Origin of the sequence: Streptosporangium sp. H16 (assembly GCF_051918855.1) — a bacterium.
Lineage (GTDB): Bacteria > Actinomycetota > Actinomycetes > Streptosporangiales > Streptosporangiaceae > Streptosporangium.
The window spans coordinates 30316-52221 of sequence record NZ_JBPXMD010000015.1 but is presented as its reverse complement, the minus strand read 5'-3'; the positions used below and the strand labels follow the sequence as shown (position 1 = coordinate 52221).

Here is a 21906-nt window from a genome sequence, read left to right as displayed (position 1 = left end):
GTGTTTCGGCGGTGTTTCGGCGGTCGCGGATGTGGCACTGGTGCGAGGTGAGCGGCCGTTGACGGCGGCCCGGATGCGGGAGGGGTGTCGCCGGGATCATGCGGCCTGCTGATCTGAATCGTCTCAGTGTGGGCGAGTCGGCCGATCGTTACGTGGAGCTGGTGCGGGCCAAGACCCTGACCGGTGCGCTGTCGGTGTCGACGGCGGAGGTGTACGCGCGTGATGTGGCCACCTTCGTGGACCTGGTGGGCGAGGAGGTGGTGCTGGACGACCTGACCGGTGAGGACGTGGACGCCGTCCTGCTGTCCTTCGCCCGCAAGCCCGACGGCCGGCGGCGCTCGCAGCCCGGCGAGCAGGCGGGTGCCACGCAGTCGGCCTCCTCCCAGGCGCGGTTTCGGCGGTCGATCTCGGCGTTGTTCAAGCACGCGGTGCTGGCGGGGTGGGTGCAGGTCAATCCGATGGCGATGGCGACGGTGACGGCCAGGGAGCGCGGGGGGTTGCGGCCCGAGCGGCGGGCGTTGACCCGTGAGCAGGCGCGGGGGCTGATCGGTGCGGCGCGTGAGCTGGGCGGCGGGCCGGACGGTGGTGCGGGCGGTGGTGCGGCGGTGGCCGAGGCGTCAGGGGCGTCAGGGGCGCCGGTGGCGGGTGCGGGGCGGGTGCGGCGGCGTGACCAGGACACCGAGTTGCGTGACGGGCTGATCGTGTTGATGTTGTCGACGATGGGGCCGCGGGTGTCGGAGCTGGTGCGGGCCAATGTGGAGGATTTCTACACCAACGACGGGGTCCGGTACTGGCGGATCTTCGGTAAGGGTGGCAAGACGCGGGATGTGCCGCTGCCCGGTGATGTGGCGCTGGTGCTGGAGGCCTATCTGCTGCACGGGCGGATGGCCTCCGCGGACAAGGCGTTGCTGCTGTCGTGGCGGGGGCGGCGTCTGGCGCGGGGGGATGTGCAGGCGGTGATCGACCGGGTGCAGCGCAGGGTGGATCCCGATCGTCGCCGTTCGGTGACGCCGCACGGGTTGCGGCACACCACGGCCACTCACCTGCTGGCTGATGCGGTGGACATGGACGCGGTGCGGCGGGTTCTGGGGCACAGTGACCTGGCGACGCTGGGGCGTTACCGCGATGAGCTGCCCGGGGAGCTGGAGGTGGCGATGCGGTCGCATCCGCTGCTGCGCGGTCCGGCGTCGAGCTGATCACCAGCTGGGCGGTGGGTCCGGTGGGTTTTCGCGGCCGGGGTCGCCGCTGTGAGGTGAGGTGGGTGTTCAGGCGGCGTGTTCTTCGGCGCGTACCTGGGCCAGGACGTCCAGGGAGACGTTGAGGGTGTGGGCCAGGGCGGCGACGGTGAAGAAGGCCGGGGTGGGGATGCGGCCTGTTTCGATCTTTCGGAGGGTTTCCGCGGACAGTCCGGCGGCGGTGGCCACTTCGGTCATGCTGCGCGTGCCGCGTGCCTGGCGCAGGATGGCGCCCAGGCGGTGGCCGCGTTCGCGGTCGAGTTCGGTCAGCGGGGGTCGCACCATGCGCCCGATCCTAGCAAGCGTGATAACAATACCGGTATAGGTGTTGGGTGGCCGGGGTGTGGCACCTGGTGGAGACGAAGGTGGCGGGCGGGGCCGGTCGACTGCGGCGCCTGCTGGTCTGATGGGCCGGTGACGCGGTGGTCGGCTTCGTCGCCGGCTCGCCGCGCCCCGGTGAGGTGGGTTGATCGAGGTGACCGGCGCCGTGCCCGCCGCCGGGTGCGCCGGTACTCGGGCCGGTTCAGGCCAGCAGCTCCCCCACCAGCTGGCGCAGTGAGCGGGCGAATCTGCCGGGGCCGCTCTCCTGGGTGAGGAGGCGCACCATGTCGGCGTCGAACATGCCCAGCAGGGCGTGGGCCACGAAGGTGGCGTCCAGGTCGGGGCGGGCCTGGGCGATCAGGGTTTCCAGGTGGGCGTGCCAGCGCACGTAGGTGGGGTCGGCGTGGCGGTCGGTGGCGCAGGAGCGCTCGTGGGCGGCCAGCAGGGTGAGGTTGCCGGCGGCCAGCCGGGAGAGGGCGTCGAGGAAGGCGACGATGCGCTCGGCGGGTGGCGCGCCGGGTCCCAGTGGGGCAGGCCTCGAACCCGGCCCCGGCCAGTTGCTCGTCCAGGTGCGCCACGCCTCCCTCAACCCCGGCGAGCTGGGCATGCTCGCCCAGCTGCCCGCCGGCCACGTGGGCGGCTACGACGCCGCCGGAGTCGTCGTCCGCCCGGCCGCCGACGGCACCGGCCCGGCGGAGGGCACCCGGGTGCTGGCGTTTGGCCCCGGCGCGTGGGCCGAGCTGCTGGCGGTCTCCAGCGCCGACGTCGCCCCCCTGCCGCGCGGAGCCGCCCTGGCCGAGGCCGCGGCCTGGGCGCTGCTGGCCCCCGGCGCCACCCTGCAGAGCATCGGCTGGGCCGGCGGCGAGCCCGCCGTCTTCCCTCCCGGCTCGACCTTCTTTCCCGGCGCGGCCCGCACCTTGAGCTCCTTCGGCGACGCCGCCGCCGTCGGCGCCGACCTGGGTCTGCTGGCCGTGCTGCTCGCCTCCGGGGCGCTGTCGGCGCAGGTCGGCTGGCGCGGCTCCTGGGAGCGGGCCCAGGAGGCGGTACGGGCGGTCCGCGAGCGGAAGGTCACCGGCAAGGCCGTCATCGACGTCACCCCGGCCCCGGCCCCGGTCTCGGCCCCGGCCCCGGCCCCGGTCTCGGCCTCGGACCTGGGCGCGGGTGCGGGTGCGGGCCCGGGAGCTTGACCCTGCCGTAACGTGAGGGTGCAGGCTGGCACGGTGAACGGGGAGAGGCGATGAGGCGCGCGGCGGGCGAGATGAGGCATGTGGCGAGCCAGGGGCCTGATCACGTGCCCGGTGGTGCGCCGGATTACGCCGTCGGGCAGGTGGCGCGCATCGCCTCGGTCAGCGTACGCACGCTGCACCACTACGACGAGATCGGGCTGGTCTCGCCGGGGCGGCGCACCGCGGCGGGATACCGTCGCTACACCGAGGCCGACCTGCAGCGCCTGCAGCACGTCCTGTTCTACCGGGAGCTCGGCTTCGCGCTGGAGGAGATCACCGCCATCCTCGACGACCCCGCCACCGACACCCTGGCGCACCTGCGGCGCCAGCACGAACTCCTCACCCGGCGCATCGACCGGTTGCGGGCGATGGCGGACGCGGTCGAGCACGCGATGGAGGCGAACATCCTGAGCATTCCCCTGACCCCCCAGGAGCGTTTCGAGATCTTCGGCGGTTTCGTTCCCGAGGACCACGACGAGGAGGCGCGCCGGCGCTGGGGGGCCGGTGACGCCTGGCGGCAGGCTCGCGCCAGGACGGCCGCGATGACCAGGGCCGACTGGGCGCGATTCACCGAGGAGGCCGCCCGGACGGTGCGTGACTTCACCGAGGCCTACCTCGCGGGGCTGCCGGCCGGCGGTCCGCGGGCGATGGAGCTGGCCGAACGCCACCGGGCGCACCTCACCCGCTGGTGCTACGACTGCTCCTACGATCTGCACCGCGGCCTGGGTGACATGTACATCGCCGATCGGCGTTTCGCCGCCGTTTACGAGGCCTCGGCCGCCGGCCTGACCGCCTACATCCGCGATGCCATCCACGCCAACGCCGACCGCGCCGGGCGGCCGGCCTGACCGCCTCTCCCCTCCCCCGGTCCCCCGGCCACCGATGGCGCGGGGCAGGCGGGGGCAGGGCAGGGGCCAGGTGGTCGAGGGGGTGTTCAGCGGGCGGCCACGGCGTCGCCGGCGGCCTGCCGCCCCCCGTCGAGCTCACCGTCGAGCTCGTCGAGTTCACCGTCGACGGGCCGGACCGCGTCCAGGTGGCCGGCCGGGGTGGTGGCCTGGCGGCCGAACTGGGTGCGATACAGCTGTGCGTAGCGGCCTCCGGCGGCCAGCAGCGTGGCGTGCGTGCCCCGCTCGGCGATCCGCCCGCCCTCCACCACCAAGATCAGGTCCGCGGCGCGGACCGTTGAGAGCCGGTGGGCGATGACCAGTGCCGTCCGCCCGGCCAGTGCCTCGGCCAGGGCTTCCTGGACCGCGGCCTCGGAGGTGGAGTCCAGGTGCGCGGTGGCCTCGTCCAGCACCACCACCCGGGGGCGGGCCAGCAGCAGGCGGGCGATGGTCAGCCGCTGGCGCTCCCCGCCCGAGAGGCGGTAGCCGCGCTCGCCGACCACGGTGTCCAGCCCGTCGGGCAGCGCCTGGACCAGATCGGCCAGCCGCGCGCGCCGCAGCACCTCCCACAGTTCCTCGGGGGTGGCCTCGGGGCGGGCCAGCAGCAGGTTGGCGCGGATCGAGTCGTGAAACAGGTGCCCGTCCTGGGTCACCACGCCCAGCGTCTGGCGGATCGAGGCCGCCGACAGCTCGCGCACGTCCACCCCCGACAGCCGCACCGCGCCGGTGTCGACGTCGTACAGGCGTGCCAGCAGTTGCGCGATCGTGGACTTGCCCGCCCCCGAGGAGCCCACCAGCGCGATCATCTGCCCGGCCTCGGCGCGGAAGGACACCTCGTGCAGCACCGTCGCGCCGCCGCGCGCGTCCAGCGTGGCGACCTCCTCCAGGGAGGCCAGTGACACCTTCTCCGCCGAGGGGTAGGCGAAGCCGACGTGGTCGAACTCCACCGTCACCGGCCCCTCGGGCACCGCCTGGGCGTCGGGCCTGTCGGTGATCAGCGGTCGCAGGTCGAGGATCTCGAAGACCCGCTCGAAGCTGACCAGGGCGCTCATCACCTCCACCCGCGCGCCGGCCAGCGCGGTCAGCGGCGCGTACAGGCGGGTCAGCAGCAATGCCAGCGCCACCAGCGCGCCCGGCTCCAGCCGGCCGCTCAGCGCGTAGAAGCCGCCGACCCCGTACACCAGGGCCAGTGCCAGCGCCGAGACCAGGGTGAGGGCGGTGACGAACACCGACTGCACCATCGCGGTGCGGACCCCGATGTCACGCACCCGCCGGGCCCGCGCCAGGAACTCGGCCGACTCCTGGGCCGGGCGGCCGAACAGCTTGACGAGGGTGGCGCCGGGCGCGGAGAAGCGCTCGGTCATCTGGTTGCTCATCGCCGCGTTGTGGTCGGCGGCCTCGCGTTCCATCCGGGCCAGCCGGGTGCCGACGCGCCGGGCGGGCAGTACGAACAGCGGCAGCAGGACCAGCGCCAGCGCGGTCAGCTGCCAGGAGATGCCGACCATCACCACCAGGGTCAAGGTGAGCGTCACCAGGTTGCCCGCCACTCCTGAGAGGGTGTCGCTGAAGGCCCGCTGGGCGCCGATGACGTCGTTGTTCAACCGGCTGACCAGCGCGCCGGTGCGGGTGCGGGTGAAGAAGGCGATGGGCATGCGCTGCACGTGGTCGAAGACGGCGCCGCGCAGGCGCAGGATCAGCCCTTCGCCGATGCTCGCCGACATCCACCGGGTCAGCAGGCCCAGCCCCGCCTCGGCCAGTGCGATCACCGCGATCAGAACGGCCAGCCTGACCACGACGCCTGTCGCGGCGCCGCCGACGATGGCGTCGACCACCTGCCCGGCCAGCACCGGTGTGGCCACCGCCAGCACCGCCGACACCACGCTCAGCAGCAGGAACCACACCAGCAGGGTGCGGTGCGGGCGGGCGAAGGCGGCGATGCGCCGCAGCGTGGCCGCCGAGAAGGGCCGCCGGTCGTCTTGGGCGTGCATCGTGCTGTACAGCGAATGCCAGGCCGCCATTTCCATGCTCATCACACGTCACCATGTTTCCTGCGCTCGTTGTACGGGGGATCGCCGGCGCACCGCCGGGTGGCACCCGGCCAGGGCGCGGGGGGGCGGCGCCACACCATGACCATAGAACCTGAAGTTGACTTCAGGTCAATGCCGATGCCCCCGCCGCTCCCGCGGGCCCCTCCCCTGCGCCGCGTGCCGCCCGTCTCGCGCGGCCGCCGTCGCCGGCGCGGGTGGGGCCCGGCGGGGTGGGCGACGCCCCGTCCCCCTAGGCTGGAGGTCGTTTCCTTCCGGTCCGGACGCCCCGCTCTCCGGACGGTTCCCCCTTTTTTGGAGAGGTGTACTCGCCGTGCCGACCGCACTCCGCCTGTTTCGTTACGTGGCGATCGCCGAAGCGTGCTCGTGGGCGGGACTGCTCATCGGTATGTACTTCAAGTACGTCGCCGCCACCGGGGACATCGGTGTGAAGATCTTCGGCCCGGTGCACGGCGCCCTGTTCGTGCTCTACCTGGCCGCGGTGCTGTACGCGGCCCGCCAGGCCCGCTGGAGCCTGGGCACGATCGTCGTCGGCCTGGTCTGCTCGGTGCCGCCGCTGGCCACCTTGTGGTTCGAGCGGCGCATGCTCGCCCGCCACCGGGAACCGGCCACCGCCTGACCCCGCCTGGCCCCGGCTCCACCGCCTCCACGGCTTCACAGGTCCAAGATGGCGCGGGTGGCCGCCCGGCAGCGCCGCGGGTCGGTCAGCAGGTCGACGCAGTCGCCGAACTGGTCGATCGAGCCCACCGGCGGCAGCGCCCGTACCCGGGCGTCGGTGATGGCGCCGTGCAGGGCGTCGGCGAACCGGCCGGCGTCGATCACCTGGAAGGGCCGGCGGTGATAGGGTCGCAGGCTCCCCTCCAGCGCCGGCGCCACCCCCATCCGGTTGTGCAGGGCCGCCACCCGCCGGTACACCACTCCCAGGTGTTCCTCGCGCCGGCGCCACCCGGTGGCCGCCACCGCCGCCGACAACGCGTCCCCCAGCTCCGCTGTTCCCGGCAGGCGGGCGAAGGCGCTGCCCAGCCACTTGGCGTACGGCGGGTAGCGGCGGCGCATCAGCACCACCAGCCGCATCAGGTCACGGGCCAGGGCCGCGGTGACCAGTGCCGAGCCCACGTCGTCGCCGACCTCCCCGCACCGCCCGGGGAAGGCCTCCTGCTGGGCCAGGCGCCGCCACTGCCCGGCCAGCACGTAGCGCTCCAGGTCGGGCGGGTACCAGCGCAACGCGGCGCGGGATCGCTCCATGACCTCCAGGCCGTCGTGGAAGACCTCCCCGCTGGTGACCTCGGCCAGGCGCTGCCAGGGAGTCGACAGCCAGTCCAGCACGCTCACCTCCCGCAGCGGGTCGAACCCGAGCCGCTCGGTGAACCAGGTCGCCGGATCGCTCACCTGCACCCCGCATCGCTCACCGGTCACGGTGGTGCGGTATCCGCGAAAGTCCTCGGGCAGCCGGTCGGCGACGGCGCGCCACACCGGCTCGGTCCGGTGCGCCGCGACGAACACCACCACCCTGGGCCCCCAGTCATGGTCGGTGGAGCGTTCGGTGTCGAAGGCCAGCACCTCCGACCCGGCGCCGATCAGCGCGGCGCTGTGCGGCACGTCGGCCACGATCGGCCGCACGACCTGGGCGTAGAAAGCACGTGAAAGCTCCAGGCCAGGGATGAAACTGGACATCATTTCGTCCACTTTGCCTGCCGGGACCGCGCCCCGCACCAGGTTTTCCCCCGCCCGGCGCGCTCGATCGGCGGACGGGGTTCAGCCGGAGTCCAGGCGGGGGTTCAGGTGGGGTCCGGCGCCGCGGCGGCCAGCGGCCGCCCGCGCAGCCCCAGCCGCTCGTACAGGGCGATGGCGGCGTGGTTGCCGGTGTCGACCATCAGCGCGACCCGCTCGTGCGCGGCCGCCGGCTCACCGAGGACGAAGCGGCACACCCGCTCGCCGTATCCGCGCCCGCGCACGGCCGGCGCGGTGGCGACCCCGGGCGGACCCGCGCGCCCACCTGCTGAACGGCCCGGCGTGGGAGGCGATCAGTGAGCTTCCCCCGTTTTTCCGGAGGCTTTGGATCATGGTCCGCGGATCGCGGGAAAGGTCTCGATTGGAGCTACGCGAGCGCGCGATGAGGCTGTACCGGCAGGCCGAGCCCAAGCCGGTCATCGCGCACCTGGCCGACCAGCTGGGCATCCAGCGCGAGGCGCTGCGGAACTGGATCCGGCAGGACCAGGCCGATCACGGCGAGCGTGACGACCTGCCGAGCACCGCGGTGCTGGAGGAGAACCGGCGGCTGGCCAAGGAGAACGCCGAGCTGCGGTGCGTCAACGAGATCCTGCGGGCGGCCGGCGCTTATTTCGCCCAGGAGTTCGACCTGACCCGGCGGCGGTCAGGAGGTTCATCGACGCCCACCCTGGCCGTGCCGCGGTCGAACTCATCCTGCGGGTCCTGGGCGTGCCCGTCTCCACCTACTACGGATGGCGTGAGCGCGCCGCCCGGCTCAGCCCACTCGGCCACGCCCACCTCAACGTCCTGGGCCGCTATGCCATCTCCTCCTCCGCACCGGCCGAAGGCCTGCGCCGGCTCGGCGAGATCCCCGACCTGCCCGACGGCGGGGACACGGTGGAGACGGTGACGGTGGAGACGGTGACGGTGGAGACGGTGACGGTGGAGACGGTGGAGGGAGAGGGCGTGTAGACCTCTGGCTTTGCGCCGACGGCTATCAGGATTCTCCCGTGCGGGATTCACCGTGACGGCGGCGTCTTCAGTTCCCCTCGTGGTCGAGGGCGGCGACCTCACGTACGGCCTCGGCAATGGCGCGATAGTCCTTACGCAGGATCGAACCGTGGTTGCTGGCGACTTTCGCGCTGATTTGGATGTTCGGATTGCGGGCAGTCACCGCAGGGAGGCTGGCGCGTATCCGTTCGTGCCCGCCCTGGCTTCCGAAGGACTCCCCAGAAGCGACCACGTAGCGCGCCGGGACGGTGATGCTGTCCAGCACGGGGCCCAGGTCACGCTCGCGGGCGATCTTGCCGACCTCGATGTTGCTGTCTGCCAGCTGGTCGCCGGTCATCCGTGGAGCCATACCGAACGGGCGCAGCAGCTGCATGGGCCACCAGATCCGCTTCCATATCTTGCGCATCCCCGGTTCCATGGACTCGTCGAACCAGTCGTAGGGCTGCGCGCCCTCCACCAAGACCGCGCCCACGGTACGGGCCGGATTCCGGCTGGCCCAGTGCGCCGCGACAAACGCTCCATAGGACCAGCCCACCATCACCGCCCGGGCCACACCCCGGGCTGCGAGGACAGCATCGACATCTCGGATGTTCGTCTCGAACGAATAATCCGCCGAACGCTTCGACTTACCACGCCCCCGCATGTCGTAGGTGATATGCCGCCACTCCGTCCCCAACTCGGCAAGGACCCGCCGCCATTGCCGCTGAACGGCGGCGTGGCCGTTGAGGTAGATCACGGGGACACCGTCGGTGTCGGTGTCGGTGACGGCTAAGGCCGTATCGTCTACTGGGACCATGCCGGTCCAGGGGGATCGCTTGATGGTCATGGTCTCCCTTTCTCAGAGGTGAATCGCGAACGATGGCTGGTGCCGGTGGCCAGGTCCCGGACGGCGCCCTCCTGCTGTCTCGGGGCGACGTCGGTCTTGTGCCGCGCTCCACCAGCCTGATCCTGTACCCCGTCGCCCGCCGACATGAGTAGTGGACGTCCAGGTGTGAAACGACGCCCGCAGGTTAGTCGGGGGGCTCCGCCAGCCGCTCCATCCGGTGCCAACCGGCCCAGCCGCGCTCGCGCATCAGGTCCAGCAGCCGCTCCGCCCGCGGGTCGGACTCGACGGCAAGTGCGTCCAGAAGGTCAACCGGTAGGTCGTCGTGCGCGACCTCGTCGGGGTTGATCTCGCCGGAGGTGTATGCCTGCTCGGCCAGGCCGGCCATGATATCGGCGGCTTCTGCCAGACGCGGATCGTCGTCGCCTGCGTCGTCGTTTTCGATGATCTCCGACAGGATCCGGTAGAGCCGAACGAGTTGCGGGTCATCGAGCTGCGCGAATTTTGCGGCCATAACCGCGGGGATGTCTTCGGGCCAGGAGGCAGCAACAACCAGGATCCACCCGTCCCGCTCGGCCTCCACCATCCGCTCTCCTACCCCGATCTCCCGGAGCAGATCGAGGTAGGAGATCACCTCCGGCGGGAGCGCCAGACTGTCCCCGGCGGCGAGCTGCGCGATCTGCTTGCGGCTGGTCTCAAGCCGTTCGATCTCGTCGTGCAGGCGACTGTCGATCCGTTGGACTGCTTCGGCAAAGGTCGATGCGTCGGCTTGGAGCATCTGACCGATCTGAGACAGCGGCACGCCGGCGTTGGCGAGGGTTCGGATCTTGATGAGCGACACGACTGCCTTTGCGCCGTAGCGCCGGTAGCCCGAGGCATCCCGGTCCGCTTCGGGCAGGAGCCCGATCTGGTGATAGTGCCGCACCGCCCGCACCGTGACGCCGGCATACGCCGCCAATTGACTGATGGTCAGCATGCTCTGATCCTGCTCTCAACTCAGGAGATCCTGCGACGGTAGGAGAGGTTGGCGAACAGGTAGGCAACGATGCCCCACCACATCGGCAGATGTACGGCCCCGCCACACGGCGGGGCCGTACATCTGCCGTCAAGGGATCATGTCTGGCCACGTAGCTCCGGAGATTCCCGGCCATTTTTCGCCGGAACTTATATGCGGTCTCCTGGACCTGATCGGTTGTTGGCGGGATGCTCATGACAGCCAGCATGCAGGGTTGACGCAGCGTCAGGGTCAAGTCCGCCGGCAGATTCGTGTCTGGCGGCGATAGTAGACGGACACGAGCCGGCGCGGACATCGTGCTGGTCTCCGAATTACTCGGGCACGCCTCGCTGAACTCGACCCGGATCTACACCCTGTCCACCGCTGCCGACCGGGCCCGTGCCGTCGAGCTGCTGCGTACAGACCACTGACCGGCGTCGGCAAGATCGAAAATTTGGCGGGCTGGGTCAGCTACCCAAGCACCGGGCCGATTCCGACCACAACATCGCCTGCATCGTCATCGCCCGCCTCGCCCCCGCGGGCTGACCCGGCAGTCCGGCCTGTCGGGATTAGACGATTTCCCGACACCCCGCCGACCCGGCTCCCCGCGGCCCGGAAAATCAGACTCCGCGTCACAAAACACCGCTCCTAGGCCCTCCACTCGGGTCCGTGCCACCAGCCGCAAGGTAGCTCCGCGTGACGGGTTGGGATGGCGATAGCCGATCATCGCGGTCGCGGTGCTGTGTCTGTCGGGTCGCGCCGACAGGCCTCTGAGGAGGTTCTCTGGAGTAGCTGGCGACGGCTGGGTGCAGCGGTGGATGCTGTTTACCGCGGACCGCAAGACCGAGGAGCTGCGCACGCTGGAACTGCGGCTGACCAAGTTGGGAGTCCATCGCAGCGGCGAACCGCCGGTCGCGACGGGCCTGGGTGACGGCATGCCCGGCTGTATCTCGACGAAGAGCGCCGCTGGTTTGACCTTGACGCTGCGTCAACTTCTAGCATCGGGGCCATGTCGATCACTGTTCTTGACACCTACGCCGCCATGCGACAGATCCTGCTGTCCCCGGTCGCGGACCGCGTTGACCTGCTGCGTTCGATGCTGGAAGCCAACAAGGGCATGTATCGCTACCACCCAGGCGAGCTCGACCTGGTAGCCGTACACCTCCAATCGTCCGGGTTCCCCATCGACCGCGACGAGGAGCGTTGCCTGGAGGCGCTCGAAACCCTGGCAGCGGCCGGGGCCTGGGAGCGGATGCAACGCGCGCTCGACAACGCTCTCGCCGTACTGCTGGAGGCGACAACGGGGCTGGAGGCCCCGGACATCACCGTGCTGTTCGTTCTCGGCGATCCGGGTGACGAACACTTCATGGGTCCCTGCAAAGGATTGACCGGGTTCGGCGGCATCTCGGGCAACATCGCCATCACGTTCTGGCCCTTCCCCGAGAACGTGGAACGGCTGGAGGCCACCGCCGTGCACGAACTGCACCACAACCTGCGGTGGAGCCCGGGCGGGGTGGTGTGGGACCCGATGACCGTTACGGTCGGCGAGCATATTGTCGGCGAGGGGCTGGCCGACGCCTTCGCCCGCCAGCTCTACGGCGATGAGCTCGGCCCCGCCCGCATCGGTGTGCCGCACCTGCACGACGACGAGGTCTTCGCCAAGGTGCTCACCGGGCTCGACGTGACAGGCATGCAGAACTTCACCGCCTGGGTGCACGGCGACCCCGGCGCGGAGCACCTCGGCGTCGCCCCGGTGGGATTGCCGATGGGCGCGGGGTACGCCGCGGGCAACCGGCTGGTCGACACCTACCTGGCGGCGACCGGGCAGACGGCGGCCCAAGCCCTGCACGCCGACGCCTCGGAGATCATCGCAACCACTCTCCGCCGCGGGTAACACTGGAGGGATGGAGTGGACGATCCAGGAACTCGCGGCGAGGGCCGGCATCACCAGCCGGACCCTGCGTCACTATGACCGCGTCGGGCTCCTGGTCCCGTCGCGGGTCGGCGCGAACGGGTACCGCTACTACAACCCCACCGCGGTCGCCCGGCTCCAGCGGATCCTGCTCATGCGCCGGCTCGGCATGGGCTTGCCGGCCATCGCCGAGGTCTTGGCCGAGGAGGTGGACGCGCTCGACGGGCTCCGCGCCCACATCGCCGCGTTGGAAGAGGAACGGGACCGCATCGAACGGCAGGTCCGGTCCGTGCGTCACACACTCGAGGCCCTTCAGGCCGGGGTTGAACCGCGGATGGATGTCATGTTGGCGGGGTTCAATGACCTCTACAAGGACGAGGTGATCTCACGTTGGGGCGAGCACGCGTTCCAAGTGAGCAACGACTGGTGGCATGGCAAGAGCCTTGACCAGCAGCGAGCCTGGAAGCAGGACACCGAAGACCTCGTCGCCGCATGGGTTGCTGCAGTGAAGGCCGGGGATTCGCCGACATCGGAACACGCTCAGTCGCTGGCTGCCCGACATGTCCAGTGGCTGAGTCAGATCCCGGGCACTCCCACCGCTGAGGGCGACCGGGAGCGCTCGATCGAGATGGTGAACGGCATTGGGGACATGTTCGTCGACGACCCTCGCTTCGCCGCCATGTACGACGACGAGGAGGGGGCGAGGTTCGTCCGCGACGCGCTGCACACGTACGCGCATACCCGGATGTAGCTCGTGTGGTTCGCAGAAATGGCATTTCTGCGAGAGGCACCAGCGCGCCGGACGCCAACGCTCCCGCCGCTCCCGCCGCTCCCGCCCAGGTGGCTCTTCGCAGAACATCTCTCAAAAGGGCCAGACTTCTGCGAAGCACTTCTGCGAGACTCCGAGACCTGGAGATGACATCGGAGTCGGCGGGCACGGTCGAGCGGCACGCCTGCCCCCGATGCGCGGTTCTGGCCGGAAGTGTGTGCCGGACCCGAGGCGGCAAGGTCGCGTCGAAGTATCACACCGCCCGGTTCGTTCTGGTCCCGGCGTTGCGTGAGGTGCTGGAGGTCGCCGTCCCAGCCGACCGGCTGCCCGGCAGGCCATGGATGAAGGGCCCGCCGCTCCAGGCCGCCGTCGCCGAGGCCAGCGACACGGCGATCAGGATCGGCTACGCCCGCTGTTCCACCGCCCAGCAGGAGCTGGCCAGCCAGATCGAGGCCCTGGAGAAGGCGGGCTGCAGCCGGATCTTCTCCGAGAAGATCTCCACCCGGATCAAAGTCCGGCCGGAGTTCGAGACCGCCCTGAAACTGTGCACCGACATCAAGAGCGCCGCCCCGGGCCAAGCGGTGATCCTGGTCGTGCACGAGATGAAGCGGCTGGCGCGCAACGCCGCCGAACTGATGACGCTGGCCGCGACCCTGCAGGAAGCGGGCATCCAGCTGGAACTCCTGACCGGGCCACTGGTCGGCGTCTATGACCCAATGGGATGGGCTCGATCTTGACCTGCCCGGCCATGAAGTCCACCGCGGCCCGCGGGATGTCCTCGCGCCGGGGGAAGCGTGCTTCCAGCTCGAAGAACTTCAGCATCAGGGCGAAGCCAAGCCGTGTGGCTCCGGACTTGTTCGCCAGCAGAGCGAACTCCTCCTCATCCAGCGTCCAGCACTCGATCAGGTCCTCCAACTCCCACTCGCGCCGCATGCCCGCACCCTGTTTCTCCTCGATCTCGCTAAAGGTCAGGAAAAACATGATTCGTAACCGTTCGGCTACCGACCGGTATGCCGGAGCCGTGACCGCGACGTGGCGGACTTGAAACGCAACGCTCAGCCACTTTGCGGCCGATCTGAAACAGACAAAGCCGGACCACATCGTTCAACGACTGTTACGCAGAGTTACTTTGCGGCTGGCGACGCCGACCCGAGTGGGGGGCCGTTAAGGTCGGGGCAGGCCACCGCCTCCCCCAGCGCCCACGCCCGCACCCCCGGGCCCATCGCCTGCCCCCCACAGCACGAGCGCGTCACCCGCGCAGGCCCGCGCGACCTCGGCGGCCTTCACCAGCGGTGTCGGCGTGCCGCTCAAGGCGTTCAGAGCGTTCAGAGGATCGCCCCGGGCCGGTAGGCGGCCGCCTGCGGGTAGCGGGCCACGACCTGCGCCACGCGCGTCACGACCGCCTCCACCTGGGCCGAGGCCGCGCCGGTGAAGGAGATCGGCTCGCCCAGCAGGTCCCGCAGCGCCGCCTCGTCCAGCGGGAAACGCTCGTCGGCTCCCAGGCGGGCGATCAGCTCGTTGCCGCCCGCCTCCTCGCGCATCGCCAGGGCCGAGGCCACCGCGTGCTCCTTGATCAGCTCATGGGCGCTCTCGCGGCCCACCCCGGCGCGCACCGCGGCCATCAGCATCTTGGTCGTCGCCAGGAACGGCAGGTAGCGGTCCAGCTCGGCGGCGATCACCGCGGGGAAGGCGCCGAACTCCTCCAGCACCGTCAGCATGGTCTCCACCAGACCGTCGAACGCGAAGAACGCGTCCGGCAGCGCCACCCGGCGCACCACCGAACACGACACGTCCCCCTCGTTCCACTGGTCGCCGGCCAGCTCCCCGGTCATCGACGCATACCCCCGCAAGATGACCGCCAGCCCGTTGACCCGCTCGCACGAGCGGGTGTTCATCTTGTGCGGCATCGCCGAGGAGCCGACCTGCCCCTCGGCGAACCCCTCGGTGACCAGCTCGTGGCCGGCCATCAGCCGGATCGTCTTGGCCAGCGAGGAGGGGGCCGCGGCCAGCTGCACCAGCGCGGTGACCACCTCGTAGTCCAGCGAACGCGGATACACCTGCCCCACGCTGGTCAGCCGGTGGGCGAACCCCAGGTGGGCGGCCACCTCGTCCTCCAGCGCCGCCAGCTTGGCCGCGTCCCCGCCCAGAAGGTCCAGCATGTCCTGGGCGGTGCCGACCGGCCCCTTGATGCCGCGCAGCGGGTAGCGGGCGATCAGCTCCTCCAGCCGGGTGAACGCCACCAGCAGCTCGTCGGCCACCGAGGCGAACCGCTTGCCCAGCGTCGTCGACTGCGCGGCCACGTTGTGCGAGCGCCCGGCCATCACCAGCTGCGAGTGCTCCGCCGCCAGGCGCGCCAGCGCGGCCAGCAGTGCCACGCACCGGTCGCGGACCACCACCAGGCTGTCGCGGATCTGCAGCTGCTCGACGTTCTCGGTCAGATCCCGCGAGGTCATGCCCTTGTGCACCTGCTCGTGGCCGGCCAGCGCGTTGAACTCCTCGATGCGGGCCTTGACGTCGTGGCGGGTGACGCGCTCGCGGGCGGCGATCGACTCCAGGTCGACGTGGTCGAGGACCTTCTCGTAGTCCGCCGGCGCCTCGGGGGGCACCGCCACCCCCAGCCGCGCCTGGGCGGCCAGCACGGCCAGCCACAGGCGCCGCTCGGCCACCACCTTGTACTCGGAAGACCACAGGCGGGCCAGCTGCGCGGAGGCGTAGCGGGCGGCAAGGACATTGGGGATACGCGGCTTGGCAGTCACGTTGGGTCAGTATATTCCGCCATCCCCGCCCGCCCCGACCAGGGGTGGGCGCCCCCGGTGAGGCGGGAGGGCCGCTCGCCCGCGCGGGCGAGCGGCCCTCCCGCCTCGCTCATCTTCGGCCGGCGCCCTACCGGGTCGTCGGCGCCAGCTCGTCCTTGTCGTAGACCTTCAGCTGCGGCCGCTCCGCGCCGTCCTTGGGCGTGCGCCGCAGCCGCTCCTTGAGCCGCTCCACCATCACGTACAGGGTCGGCACCAAAACCAGCGTCAGCAGCGTCGACGACAGCAGCCCGCCGATCACCACGATCGCCAGCGGCTGAGAGATGAACCCACCCGAGCCGGTCAGTCCCAGCGCCATCGGGATCAACGCGAAGATCGTCGCCACCGCGGTCATCAGGATCGGCCGCAGCCTGCGCCGGCCCCCCTCGATCACCGCCTCCACGATGCCCATGCCCTGCTCGCGGTACTGGTTGATCAGGTCGATCAGCACGATCGCGTTGGTCACCACGATGCCGATCAGCATCAGCATGCCGATCAGGGCCGGAACCCCCATCGGCGTGCCCGTCGCCAGCAGCAGCCCGATCGCGCCGGTCGCCGCGAACGGCACCGACACCAGCAGGATCAGCGGCTGCACGAAGCTACGGAACGCCGCCACCATGATCATGAAGACGATCGCGATCGCCGCCAGCATCGCCAGCCCCAGCTGCCCGAACGCCTCGGCCTGGTCCGCGCTCACCCCGCCCATGGTGAAGCTCGCCCCCGCGGGCAACGCCAGCGCCTCCAGCTTCGACGTCAGCTGCGTCGTCACCGCGCCCAGGTCACTGCCGGTCGCCGTACCCGACACCGTCGCGCTGCGCTCACCGTCGATCCGCGTCACCTGCGTGGGACCGGCCACCGTGGACACCTTGGCCACCTGCGACAGCTTCACCACGCCCGTCGCCGTCGGCAGCTTCAGCGCGCCCACGGCCTTGACGTCCTCGGGCGCGTCCGCCGTCCGCAGCACCACCGCACCCGAGCGGCCGTCCAGCGTCAGCTCACCCAGCGGCGCCCCGCGGAACTGCTGGGCCACCAGCTGCCCGATCTGCGTCTCCGTCAGCCCCCTGGCCGCCGCCTTCTCCCGGTCGACCCGCACCTCGACCCGCTCGGCGCCGGCCGCCAGGTTGGAGGTCACATCCCGCAGCCCGCCCAGGTCGGCCATCGCGGTGCGAACCATCTCGGCCGCCGTCCGCAGCGTCGCCACATCCGGCGCCTGCACGATCACCTGCAGCTGGTCGGTCGCCCCGCCGCCGGGGCCGCCCTGGCCGCCGCCCACGGTGACCTCACCGATCTCGGCCTCGGGCAGCTCCTTCAGCCGCCCGCGCAGCTCCTCCTCCAGCACCGCGCTGTCGGTCTCCTCGGCGACCGTCACCGAGTACGACGCCCGGTCACCGCCACCGCCGCCCGTTCCCAGAAATCCGCCGCCGCCGCCCACGTTCACCTGGTAGTCGCGCACGCCCTTCAGTGACGCCAGGACCTCCTCGACCTTCTTGGCCGCCGCGTCCGTCGCCGCCAGGTCGGTACCGGCCGGCATCCGCTGGCTGATCGACACCGTGTCCTGACCGGAGGAGTCGATGAAGTTGGTCTCCAGCCGCCCGGCCAGGCCCATCGTCGCGGCGAACACCACCACGCCGACCAGGAGCGTCACCAGCCGCCGCCGCGTCGCGAACCGCAGCACCGGCAGGTAGGCCCGCTGCAGCGGGCTGCGCAGCTCCTTGGCCTCGGCCTCCTCGCGCACCACCCGCGCCTGCTCCGGTGACAGCACCGGCGCCTTGAGGAACCAGTACGCCAGCACCGGCACCACCGTCAGCGACACCAGCAGCGACGCCAGCAGCGCCACCGTCACCGTGATCGCGAACGGCGCGAACAGCTGCCCCACCATGCCGCCCACCACCGCGATCGGCAGGAACACCGCCACCGTCGTCAACGTCGAGGCCGTCACCGCGCCACTGACCTCGCGCACCCCGGCCAGCACCGCCTTGCGCTTGGCCTCCCCGTATCCCAGGTGACGCTTGATGTTCTCCAAGACCACGATCGAGTCGTCGACCACCCGGCCCACCGCGATCGTCAGCGCGCCCAGCGTCAGCAGGTTCAGCGAGTAGTCGCCCACCCACAAGGCGATCAACGCGATGACCACCGACAGCGGGATCGACGCCGCCGTCACCAGCGTCGAGCGCACCGACAGCAGGAAGACCAAGATGACCAGCACCGCGAACGCCAGGCCCAGCAACCCCTCGGTCGTCAGGTCCTCGATCGACCGCTCCACGTACGGCGCCTGATCGAAGATCACCGTTATCTCCGAGGAGTCCCCGATCGCCCGCACCAGCTCCGCGCGCTTCTCCCGCACCTGGTGCGAGATCGCCACCGCGTTGCCGTCCGGCGTCATCGTCACCGACAACCCCAGGCTCGGCTGCCCGTTGGTCCGCGTCAGCGACGTCCCCTCGGCCAGCGTCCGCTCCACCGTCGCCACGTCCCCCAGCCGCACCGGCTTGGGAGCCGCCGGGGGGCGCTGCGCCTGCGCCTGGGCCTGCGCCCGCTGCGCCTGCTGGATCTGCTGGGCCGATCCGCCGCCCGGCGCCTGCCGGGCCTGCGCCGGCGCCTGCTGCGCCGCCGGCGCGGCAGGCGTCAGGTACAGATCCTTCAGCTCCTCCAGCGTCGAGACCCGCGACCCCACCTGAACCGTCAGCGACAGCTTGTCCTGGGTCACGCTGCCCGCCGGAACCGGCTGCCCGTTGGCCCGCAGCACCTCGGCCACCGCCGTCGGCGACAACCCCAGCAACGCCAGCTTGCGGGCGTCCGGAGTGATCGTCACCACCTCGTCGCGGGCCCCCGTCACCGTCGCCGAGCGCACTCCCTCGATGGCCTGCAGCTCCGGCACCACCAGCCGCTCCAGCCGCTCGGCCATGACCCGCTGGTCACCGCCGTCGCCCACCGCCAGCTGCATCACCGGGATGTCGTCGGTCCCGCCCGAGAGAACCTGCGGATCGACCCCCTCTGGCAGCTGCGCCTCGATCCGCGAGATCGCCTGCTGCATCTGCGCGACCGCCGCGTCGATGTCGGTGCCGTACTCGAACGCCACCTGGACCTGCGCCATCCCCTCCCGAGACGTCGAGGTCACCTCCGAGACCCCCTCCAGCCCCTGGAAGCTGTTCTCGATCGGCTCGGTCACCTGCTCCTCGACGATCTCAGGAGAGGCCCCCGGGTAGGAGGCCGCCACGAACGCCCCCGGAAACGACAGCGAGGGCAGCAGCTGCTGCTTCAGCGAGGGGATCGCGAAAAGGCCGAACGCGCTCAACACCAGCGCGATCATTATGACGAGGCTGCGGTTGGCGAGGCTCAACCTGGCCAGGGAGGTCATGGGGGCGGACTCCTCAAGGAGGGATATCACAACAAGATTCGCCCCAGACTAACACTTCGCCTCATACGAATATTTAACGATGCTTACCAATCCTGATAACCTTCTCAGGAAGCGAGAGGTGAGCGTGAACGACGACCGCGAACAACTGATCGACCAGATCGGCGCCATGCAACGCGACCTGGGCCGGCTCCTGGCCCAGCACAGCGCCCCATCCCCCCTCTTCGACTCCAACCTGACCATGCGCCAGCTCAAAGTCGTCATGATCCTCTCCGGCCAGGACTCCGCCTCGGGCCAGGACCTCGCCGCCCACCTCGACGTCGGCCTCGGCACCGTCACCGGCATCGTCGACCGCCTCGTCGCCCACGGTCTCGTCGCCCGCCGCGAAGACCCCCACGACCGCCGCATCCGCCGCGCCCAGCTCACCCCCGCCGGACGCGCCCTCGTCGAACAGATCGCCGACGCCGGCCTCACCGAGTTCCGCCACCTCCTGCGACACCTCGACACCCCCACCCTGCACGACCTGTCCGCCATCATGGACAAGATCCAGCAGGCCGCCCTCGCCCTCCAGGATCACCCCCCTCACAAAAAGGTGGGATGATAGGTTCTGTCGCTGTGACAGCACCCACCGACACCCTCTTCTCCCTCACCGGCCGCACCGCCCTCATCACCGGCGGCAGCTCCGGCATCGGACACGCCATCGCCCACGCCCTCGGCCACGCCGGCGCCTCCGTCATCATCGCCGCCCGCCGCACCACCGAACTCACCCGCACCCTCACCGAACTCCACGAACACCACATCACCGCCGCCGCCATTACCGCCGACCTCGCCAACCCCGACGACATCACCCGCCTGTGCCACCAGGCCCCCACCCACTTCGGCGACATCGACATCCTCGTCAACAACGCCGCCAACAACATCCGCGCCCCCATGGCAGACCTCACCACCGACGACTACCAGCAGACAATGGCCGTCAACATCACCGCCCCCTACCTCCTCGGCCAGCACTTCGGCCCCCGCATGGCCCACCGAGGCTGGGGCCGCATCATCAACATCGGCTCCCAGCAATCCCACAGAGCCTTCGGCGACAGCGGCGCCTACGGCATCTCCAAAGCCGCCATCACCGGCCTCACCCGCTCCCAGGCAGAAGCCTGGTCCCCCCACGGCGTCTGCGCCAACACCATCATCCCCGGCTTCGTCCTCACCCCCCTCACCCAACCCGCCCAAACCATCCCCGGCCGCGTCGAAGCACTCGCCGCCCGCACCATGACCGGCCGCAACGGACTGCCCGCCGACTTCGCCGGCATCGCCGTCCTCCTCGCCGGCAACGCCAGCGCCTACATCACCGGCCAGGCCATCTGCGTCGACGGCGGCTTCTCCGTCCACTGAACGTCCACTGACACCCCCACCACCAAAACCCACCATGATTGAATACGCCCCGGAGCCAACACACCCGGGGAGCTCATGACCACCACACACCGGCCCCCCACAGGCGCCCGCAAAGCCGTCTGCTACTTCTTCATCCTCCTCGGCATCACCTCCGGAGCCTGGGCCGCCCGCATCCCCGCCGTCAAACACACCCTCCACCTCAGCGACGGCCAGCTCAGCTACGGCCTCCTCGCCATCGCCGTCGGACTCGTCACCGGCATGCGCTTCGCCGGACACCTCACCGACCGCCTCGGCAGCGCCCGCCTCATCACCCCCGCCGCCATCGCCACCGCACTCACCGTCATCCCCCCCGGCTACGCCACCACCCTGCCCGCCCTCATCGCCACCCTCTTCCTCTTCGGCTTCACCAATGCCTTCCTCGACGTCTCCATGAACGCCCACGGCGTCGAAGTCGAACGCGCCTACCGCCGCCCCATCATGTCCTCCTTCCACGGCATGTTCAGCCTCGGCTGCTTCACCGGAGCAGGCATCGGCGGCCTCTTCGCCGCCCTCGACCTCAGCGCCGCCACCACCCTCACCGCCGTCGGCCTCCCCCTCGCCCTCGCCTCCCTGTACGCCCGCCGCCACCTCCTCCCCACCACCCCACCCCCCGCGACCCCCACCACACCCCGCCGACGCGCCCCCTGGACCGGCTGGATCATCCTCATGGGCATCGTCTCCTTCGCAGGCCTCGTCGGAGAAGGCGCCGCCAACGACTGGACCGCCGTCTACCTCTTCCAAAACCTCGGCGCCTCCCAAGCCGTCGCCGCCGCCGGATTCGCCGCCTTCTCCATCGCCATGACCATCGGCCGCTTCACCGGCGACCACCTCGCCCACCGCCTCGGCCCCGTACGCCTGGTCCGCTACTCCGGCCTCCTGGCCACCGTCGGCCTCACCACCACCCTGCTCGTCGGCCAGATCCCCACCGCCATCGCCGGATTCGCCCTCTTCGGCCTCGGCCTAGCCGCCATCGTCCCCCAGGTCTTCTCCGCCGCCGGCAACCACGACCCCGCCCGCGCCGGACAGGCCATCGCCCAGGTCGCCACCGTCGGCTACGCCGGCCTCGTCGCGGGCCCCGCCATCATCGGCGGCGCCGCCGAACTCATCGGCCTGCCCGCCGCCCTGGGCATCCCCGCCCTGCTCGCCGCCTTCATGGCCGCCTCCGCCGGAGCACTACACCCCAAGAAAACGGCATAACACCACACCCACTCCACCGACACCGACGAAAAGACACACCCTCACAGCGCCCGCGACACACGCCAGCGCGCCACCGCCTCCACACAGGCCGCCGGAACCTCCATCGGCACCAGATGCCCCGCCCCCTCCAACACCCCGACTCGGGGGTCAGAGAGATTTGGAACGGACTCCGACGTTAACGGGGTCCCCGCAGGTCAGCACCCTTCC

General features: G+C 70.6%; 19 protein-coding genes and 3 pseudogenes. 12 read left to right on the top strand and 10 right to left on the bottom strand.

The window, feature by feature from the left end; translation table 11 throughout:
- Positions 1 to 98: 98 nt before the first annotated feature.
- Positions 99 to 1196, top strand: a complete 1098-nt coding sequence (locus tag ACTOQ2_RS24450) for a tyrosine-type recombinase/integrase (RefSeq protein WP_440102487.1) — start codon at positions 99 to 101, stop codon at positions 1194 to 1196.
- 69 nt (positions 1197 to 1265) lie between these two features.
- Here the strand turns inward: ACTOQ2_RS24450 and ACTOQ2_RS24445 are convergent, their stop codons facing one another.
- Together ACTOQ2_RS24445 and ACTOQ2_RS24440 are read right to left on the bottom strand one after the other, a co-directional pair.
- A complete protein-coding gene (locus ACTOQ2_RS24445) occupies positions 1266 to 1520 on the bottom strand; it encodes a helix-turn-helix domain-containing protein (protein WP_440102486.1) in 255 nt (84 codons plus the stop codon).
- 238 nt (positions 1521 to 1758) lie between these two features.
- Positions 1759 to 2163 carry a hypothetical protein gene (locus ACTOQ2_RS24440; protein ID WP_440102484.1) on the bottom strand — a complete coding sequence of 135 codons (405 nt, stop codon included), beginning with the start codon at positions 2161 to 2163 and terminating at the stop codon, positions 1759 to 1761.
- Here ACTOQ2_RS24440 and ACTOQ2_RS24435 point away from each other — a divergent pair.
- On the top strand, positions 2126 to 2743 hold the full coding sequence (locus tag ACTOQ2_RS24435) for a zinc-binding dehydrogenase (RefSeq protein ID WP_440102482.1): 618 nt from the start codon (positions 2126 to 2128) through the stop codon (positions 2741 to 2743). The two genes, ACTOQ2_RS24440 and ACTOQ2_RS24435, sit on opposite strands and share 38 nt — an antisense overlap.
- A 50-nt stretch (positions 2744 to 2793) precedes the next feature.
- Positions 2794 to 3630: a MerR family transcriptional regulator gene (locus ACTOQ2_RS24430; protein ID WP_440102480.1), complete on the top strand. Its 837-nt coding sequence runs from the start codon at positions 2794 to 2796 to the stop codon at positions 3628 to 3630.
- A gap of 86 nt (positions 3631 to 3716) precedes the next feature.
- Here the strand turns inward: ACTOQ2_RS24430 and ACTOQ2_RS24425 are convergent, their stop codons facing one another.
- Positions 3717 to 5696 (bottom strand): ABC transporter ATP-binding protein, encoded by a 1980-nt coding sequence (locus ACTOQ2_RS24425; RefSeq protein ID WP_440102478.1) that lies wholly within the window; start codon positions 5694 to 5696, stop codon positions 3717 to 3719.
- A gap of 328 nt (positions 5697 to 6024) precedes the next feature.
- Here ACTOQ2_RS24425 and ACTOQ2_RS24420 point away from each other — a divergent pair, with 328 nt between their 5' ends.
- Positions 6025 to 6330 (top strand): DUF3817 domain-containing protein, encoded by a 306-nt coding sequence (locus ACTOQ2_RS24420; RefSeq protein WP_440066647.1) that lies wholly within the window; start codon positions 6025 to 6027, stop codon positions 6328 to 6330.
- 35 nt (positions 6331 to 6365) lie between these two features.
- On the opposite strand, the gene ACTOQ2_RS24415 is transcribed toward ACTOQ2_RS24420, so the two are convergent.
- Positions 6366 to 7385, bottom strand: coding sequence for a DUF4037 domain-containing protein (locus tag ACTOQ2_RS24415; RefSeq protein WP_440102477.1), 1020 nt, complete (start codon positions 7383 to 7385; stop codon positions 6366 to 6368).
- Positions 7386 to 7489: 104 nt separating this feature from the next.
- Positions 7490 to 7675 (bottom strand): annotated as a pseudogene (locus ACTOQ2_RS24410) (GNAT family N-acetyltransferase); the annotation flags it as partial.
- Positions 7676 to 7773: 98 nt separating this feature from the next.
- On the opposite strand from ACTOQ2_RS24410, the pseudogene ACTOQ2_RS24405 reads away from it, so the two are divergent.
- A pseudogene (locus ACTOQ2_RS24405) lies at positions 7774 to 7947 on the top strand (transposase); the annotation flags it as partial.
- 203 nt (positions 7948 to 8150) lie between these two features.
- Entirely contained in the window at positions 8151 to 8393 is a 243-nt protein-coding gene (locus ACTOQ2_RS24400) for a hypothetical protein (protein WP_440102732.1), read from the top strand.
- Between the two features lie 67 nt (positions 8394 to 8460).
- On the opposite strand, the gene ACTOQ2_RS24395 is transcribed toward ACTOQ2_RS24400, so the two are convergent.
- Positions 8461 to 9258, bottom strand: coding sequence for an alpha/beta fold hydrolase (locus ACTOQ2_RS24395; protein WP_440102475.1), 798 nt, complete (start codon positions 9256 to 9258; stop codon positions 8461 to 8463).
- Positions 9259 to 9442: 184 nt separating this feature from the next.
- Complete coding sequence (locus ACTOQ2_RS24390; RefSeq protein WP_440102473.1) at positions 9443 to 10231, bottom strand: MerR family transcriptional regulator; 789 nt, start codon at positions 10229 to 10231, stop codon at positions 9443 to 9445.
- Between the two features lie 1027 nt (positions 10232 to 11258).
- Here ACTOQ2_RS24390 and ACTOQ2_RS24385 point away from each other — a divergent pair.
- The 3 genes from ACTOQ2_RS24385 to ACTOQ2_RS24375 all read left to right on the top strand — a co-directional run bounded on the left by ACTOQ2_RS24385 (position 11259) and on the right by ACTOQ2_RS24375 (position 13667).
- Positions 11259 to 12143, top strand: coding sequence for a DUF2268 domain-containing protein (locus ACTOQ2_RS24385; protein WP_440102471.1), 885 nt, complete (start codon positions 11259 to 11261; stop codon positions 12141 to 12143).
- A 10-nt stretch (positions 12144 to 12153) separates the two neighbouring features.
- A complete protein-coding gene (locus ACTOQ2_RS24380) occupies positions 12154 to 12912 on the top strand; it encodes a MerR family transcriptional regulator (protein ID WP_440102469.1) in 759 nt (252 codons plus the stop codon).
- A 164-nt stretch (positions 12913 to 13076) separates the two neighbouring features.
- The gene (locus tag ACTOQ2_RS24375) at positions 13077 to 13667 is read left to right on the top strand and encodes a recombinase family protein (RefSeq protein WP_440102468.1); all 591 of its coding nucleotides are present in this window, start codon (positions 13077 to 13079) and stop codon (positions 13665 to 13667) included.
- A 31-nt stretch (positions 13668 to 13698) separates the two neighbouring features.
- On the opposite strand, the pseudogene ACTOQ2_RS24370 reads toward ACTOQ2_RS24375, so the two are convergent.
- The 3 genes and pseudogenes from ACTOQ2_RS24370 to ACTOQ2_RS24360 form a co-directional block, all read right to left on the bottom strand.
- Positions 13699 to 13863, bottom strand: a pseudogene (locus ACTOQ2_RS24370) (DUF4158 domain-containing protein); the annotation flags it as partial.
- Positions 13864 to 14255: 392 nt separating this feature from the next.
- On the bottom strand, positions 14256 to 15686 hold the full coding sequence (purB, locus tag ACTOQ2_RS24365) for an adenylosuccinate lyase (RefSeq protein WP_440102466.1): 1431 nt from the start codon (positions 15684 to 15686) through the stop codon (positions 14256 to 14258).
- Between the two features lie 127 nt (positions 15687 to 15813).
- Entirely contained in the window at positions 15814 to 19077 is a 3264-nt protein-coding gene (locus ACTOQ2_RS24360) for an efflux RND transporter permease subunit (protein WP_440102464.1), read from the bottom strand.
- 118 nt (positions 19078 to 19195) lie between these two features.
- On the opposite strand from ACTOQ2_RS24360, the gene ACTOQ2_RS24355 reads away from it, so the two are divergent.
- The 3 genes from ACTOQ2_RS24355 to ACTOQ2_RS24345 all read left to right on the top strand — a co-directional run bounded on the left by ACTOQ2_RS24355 (position 19196) and on the right by ACTOQ2_RS24345 (position 21699).
- Complete coding sequence (locus ACTOQ2_RS24355) at positions 19196 to 19675, top strand: MarR family winged helix-turn-helix transcriptional regulator (protein WP_440102462.1); 480 nt, start codon at positions 19196 to 19198, stop codon at positions 19673 to 19675.
- A 14-nt stretch (positions 19676 to 19689) separates the two neighbouring features.
- Positions 19690 to 20463: an SDR family NAD(P)-dependent oxidoreductase gene (locus ACTOQ2_RS24350; protein WP_440102460.1), complete on the top strand. Its 774-nt coding sequence runs from the start codon at positions 19690 to 19692 to the stop codon at positions 20461 to 20463.
- 75 nt (positions 20464 to 20538) lie between these two features.
- Complete coding sequence (locus ACTOQ2_RS24345) at positions 20539 to 21699, top strand: MFS transporter (protein ID WP_440102458.1); 1161 nt, start codon at positions 20539 to 20541, stop codon at positions 21697 to 21699.
- Positions 21700 to 21906 lie beyond the last annotated feature (207 nt).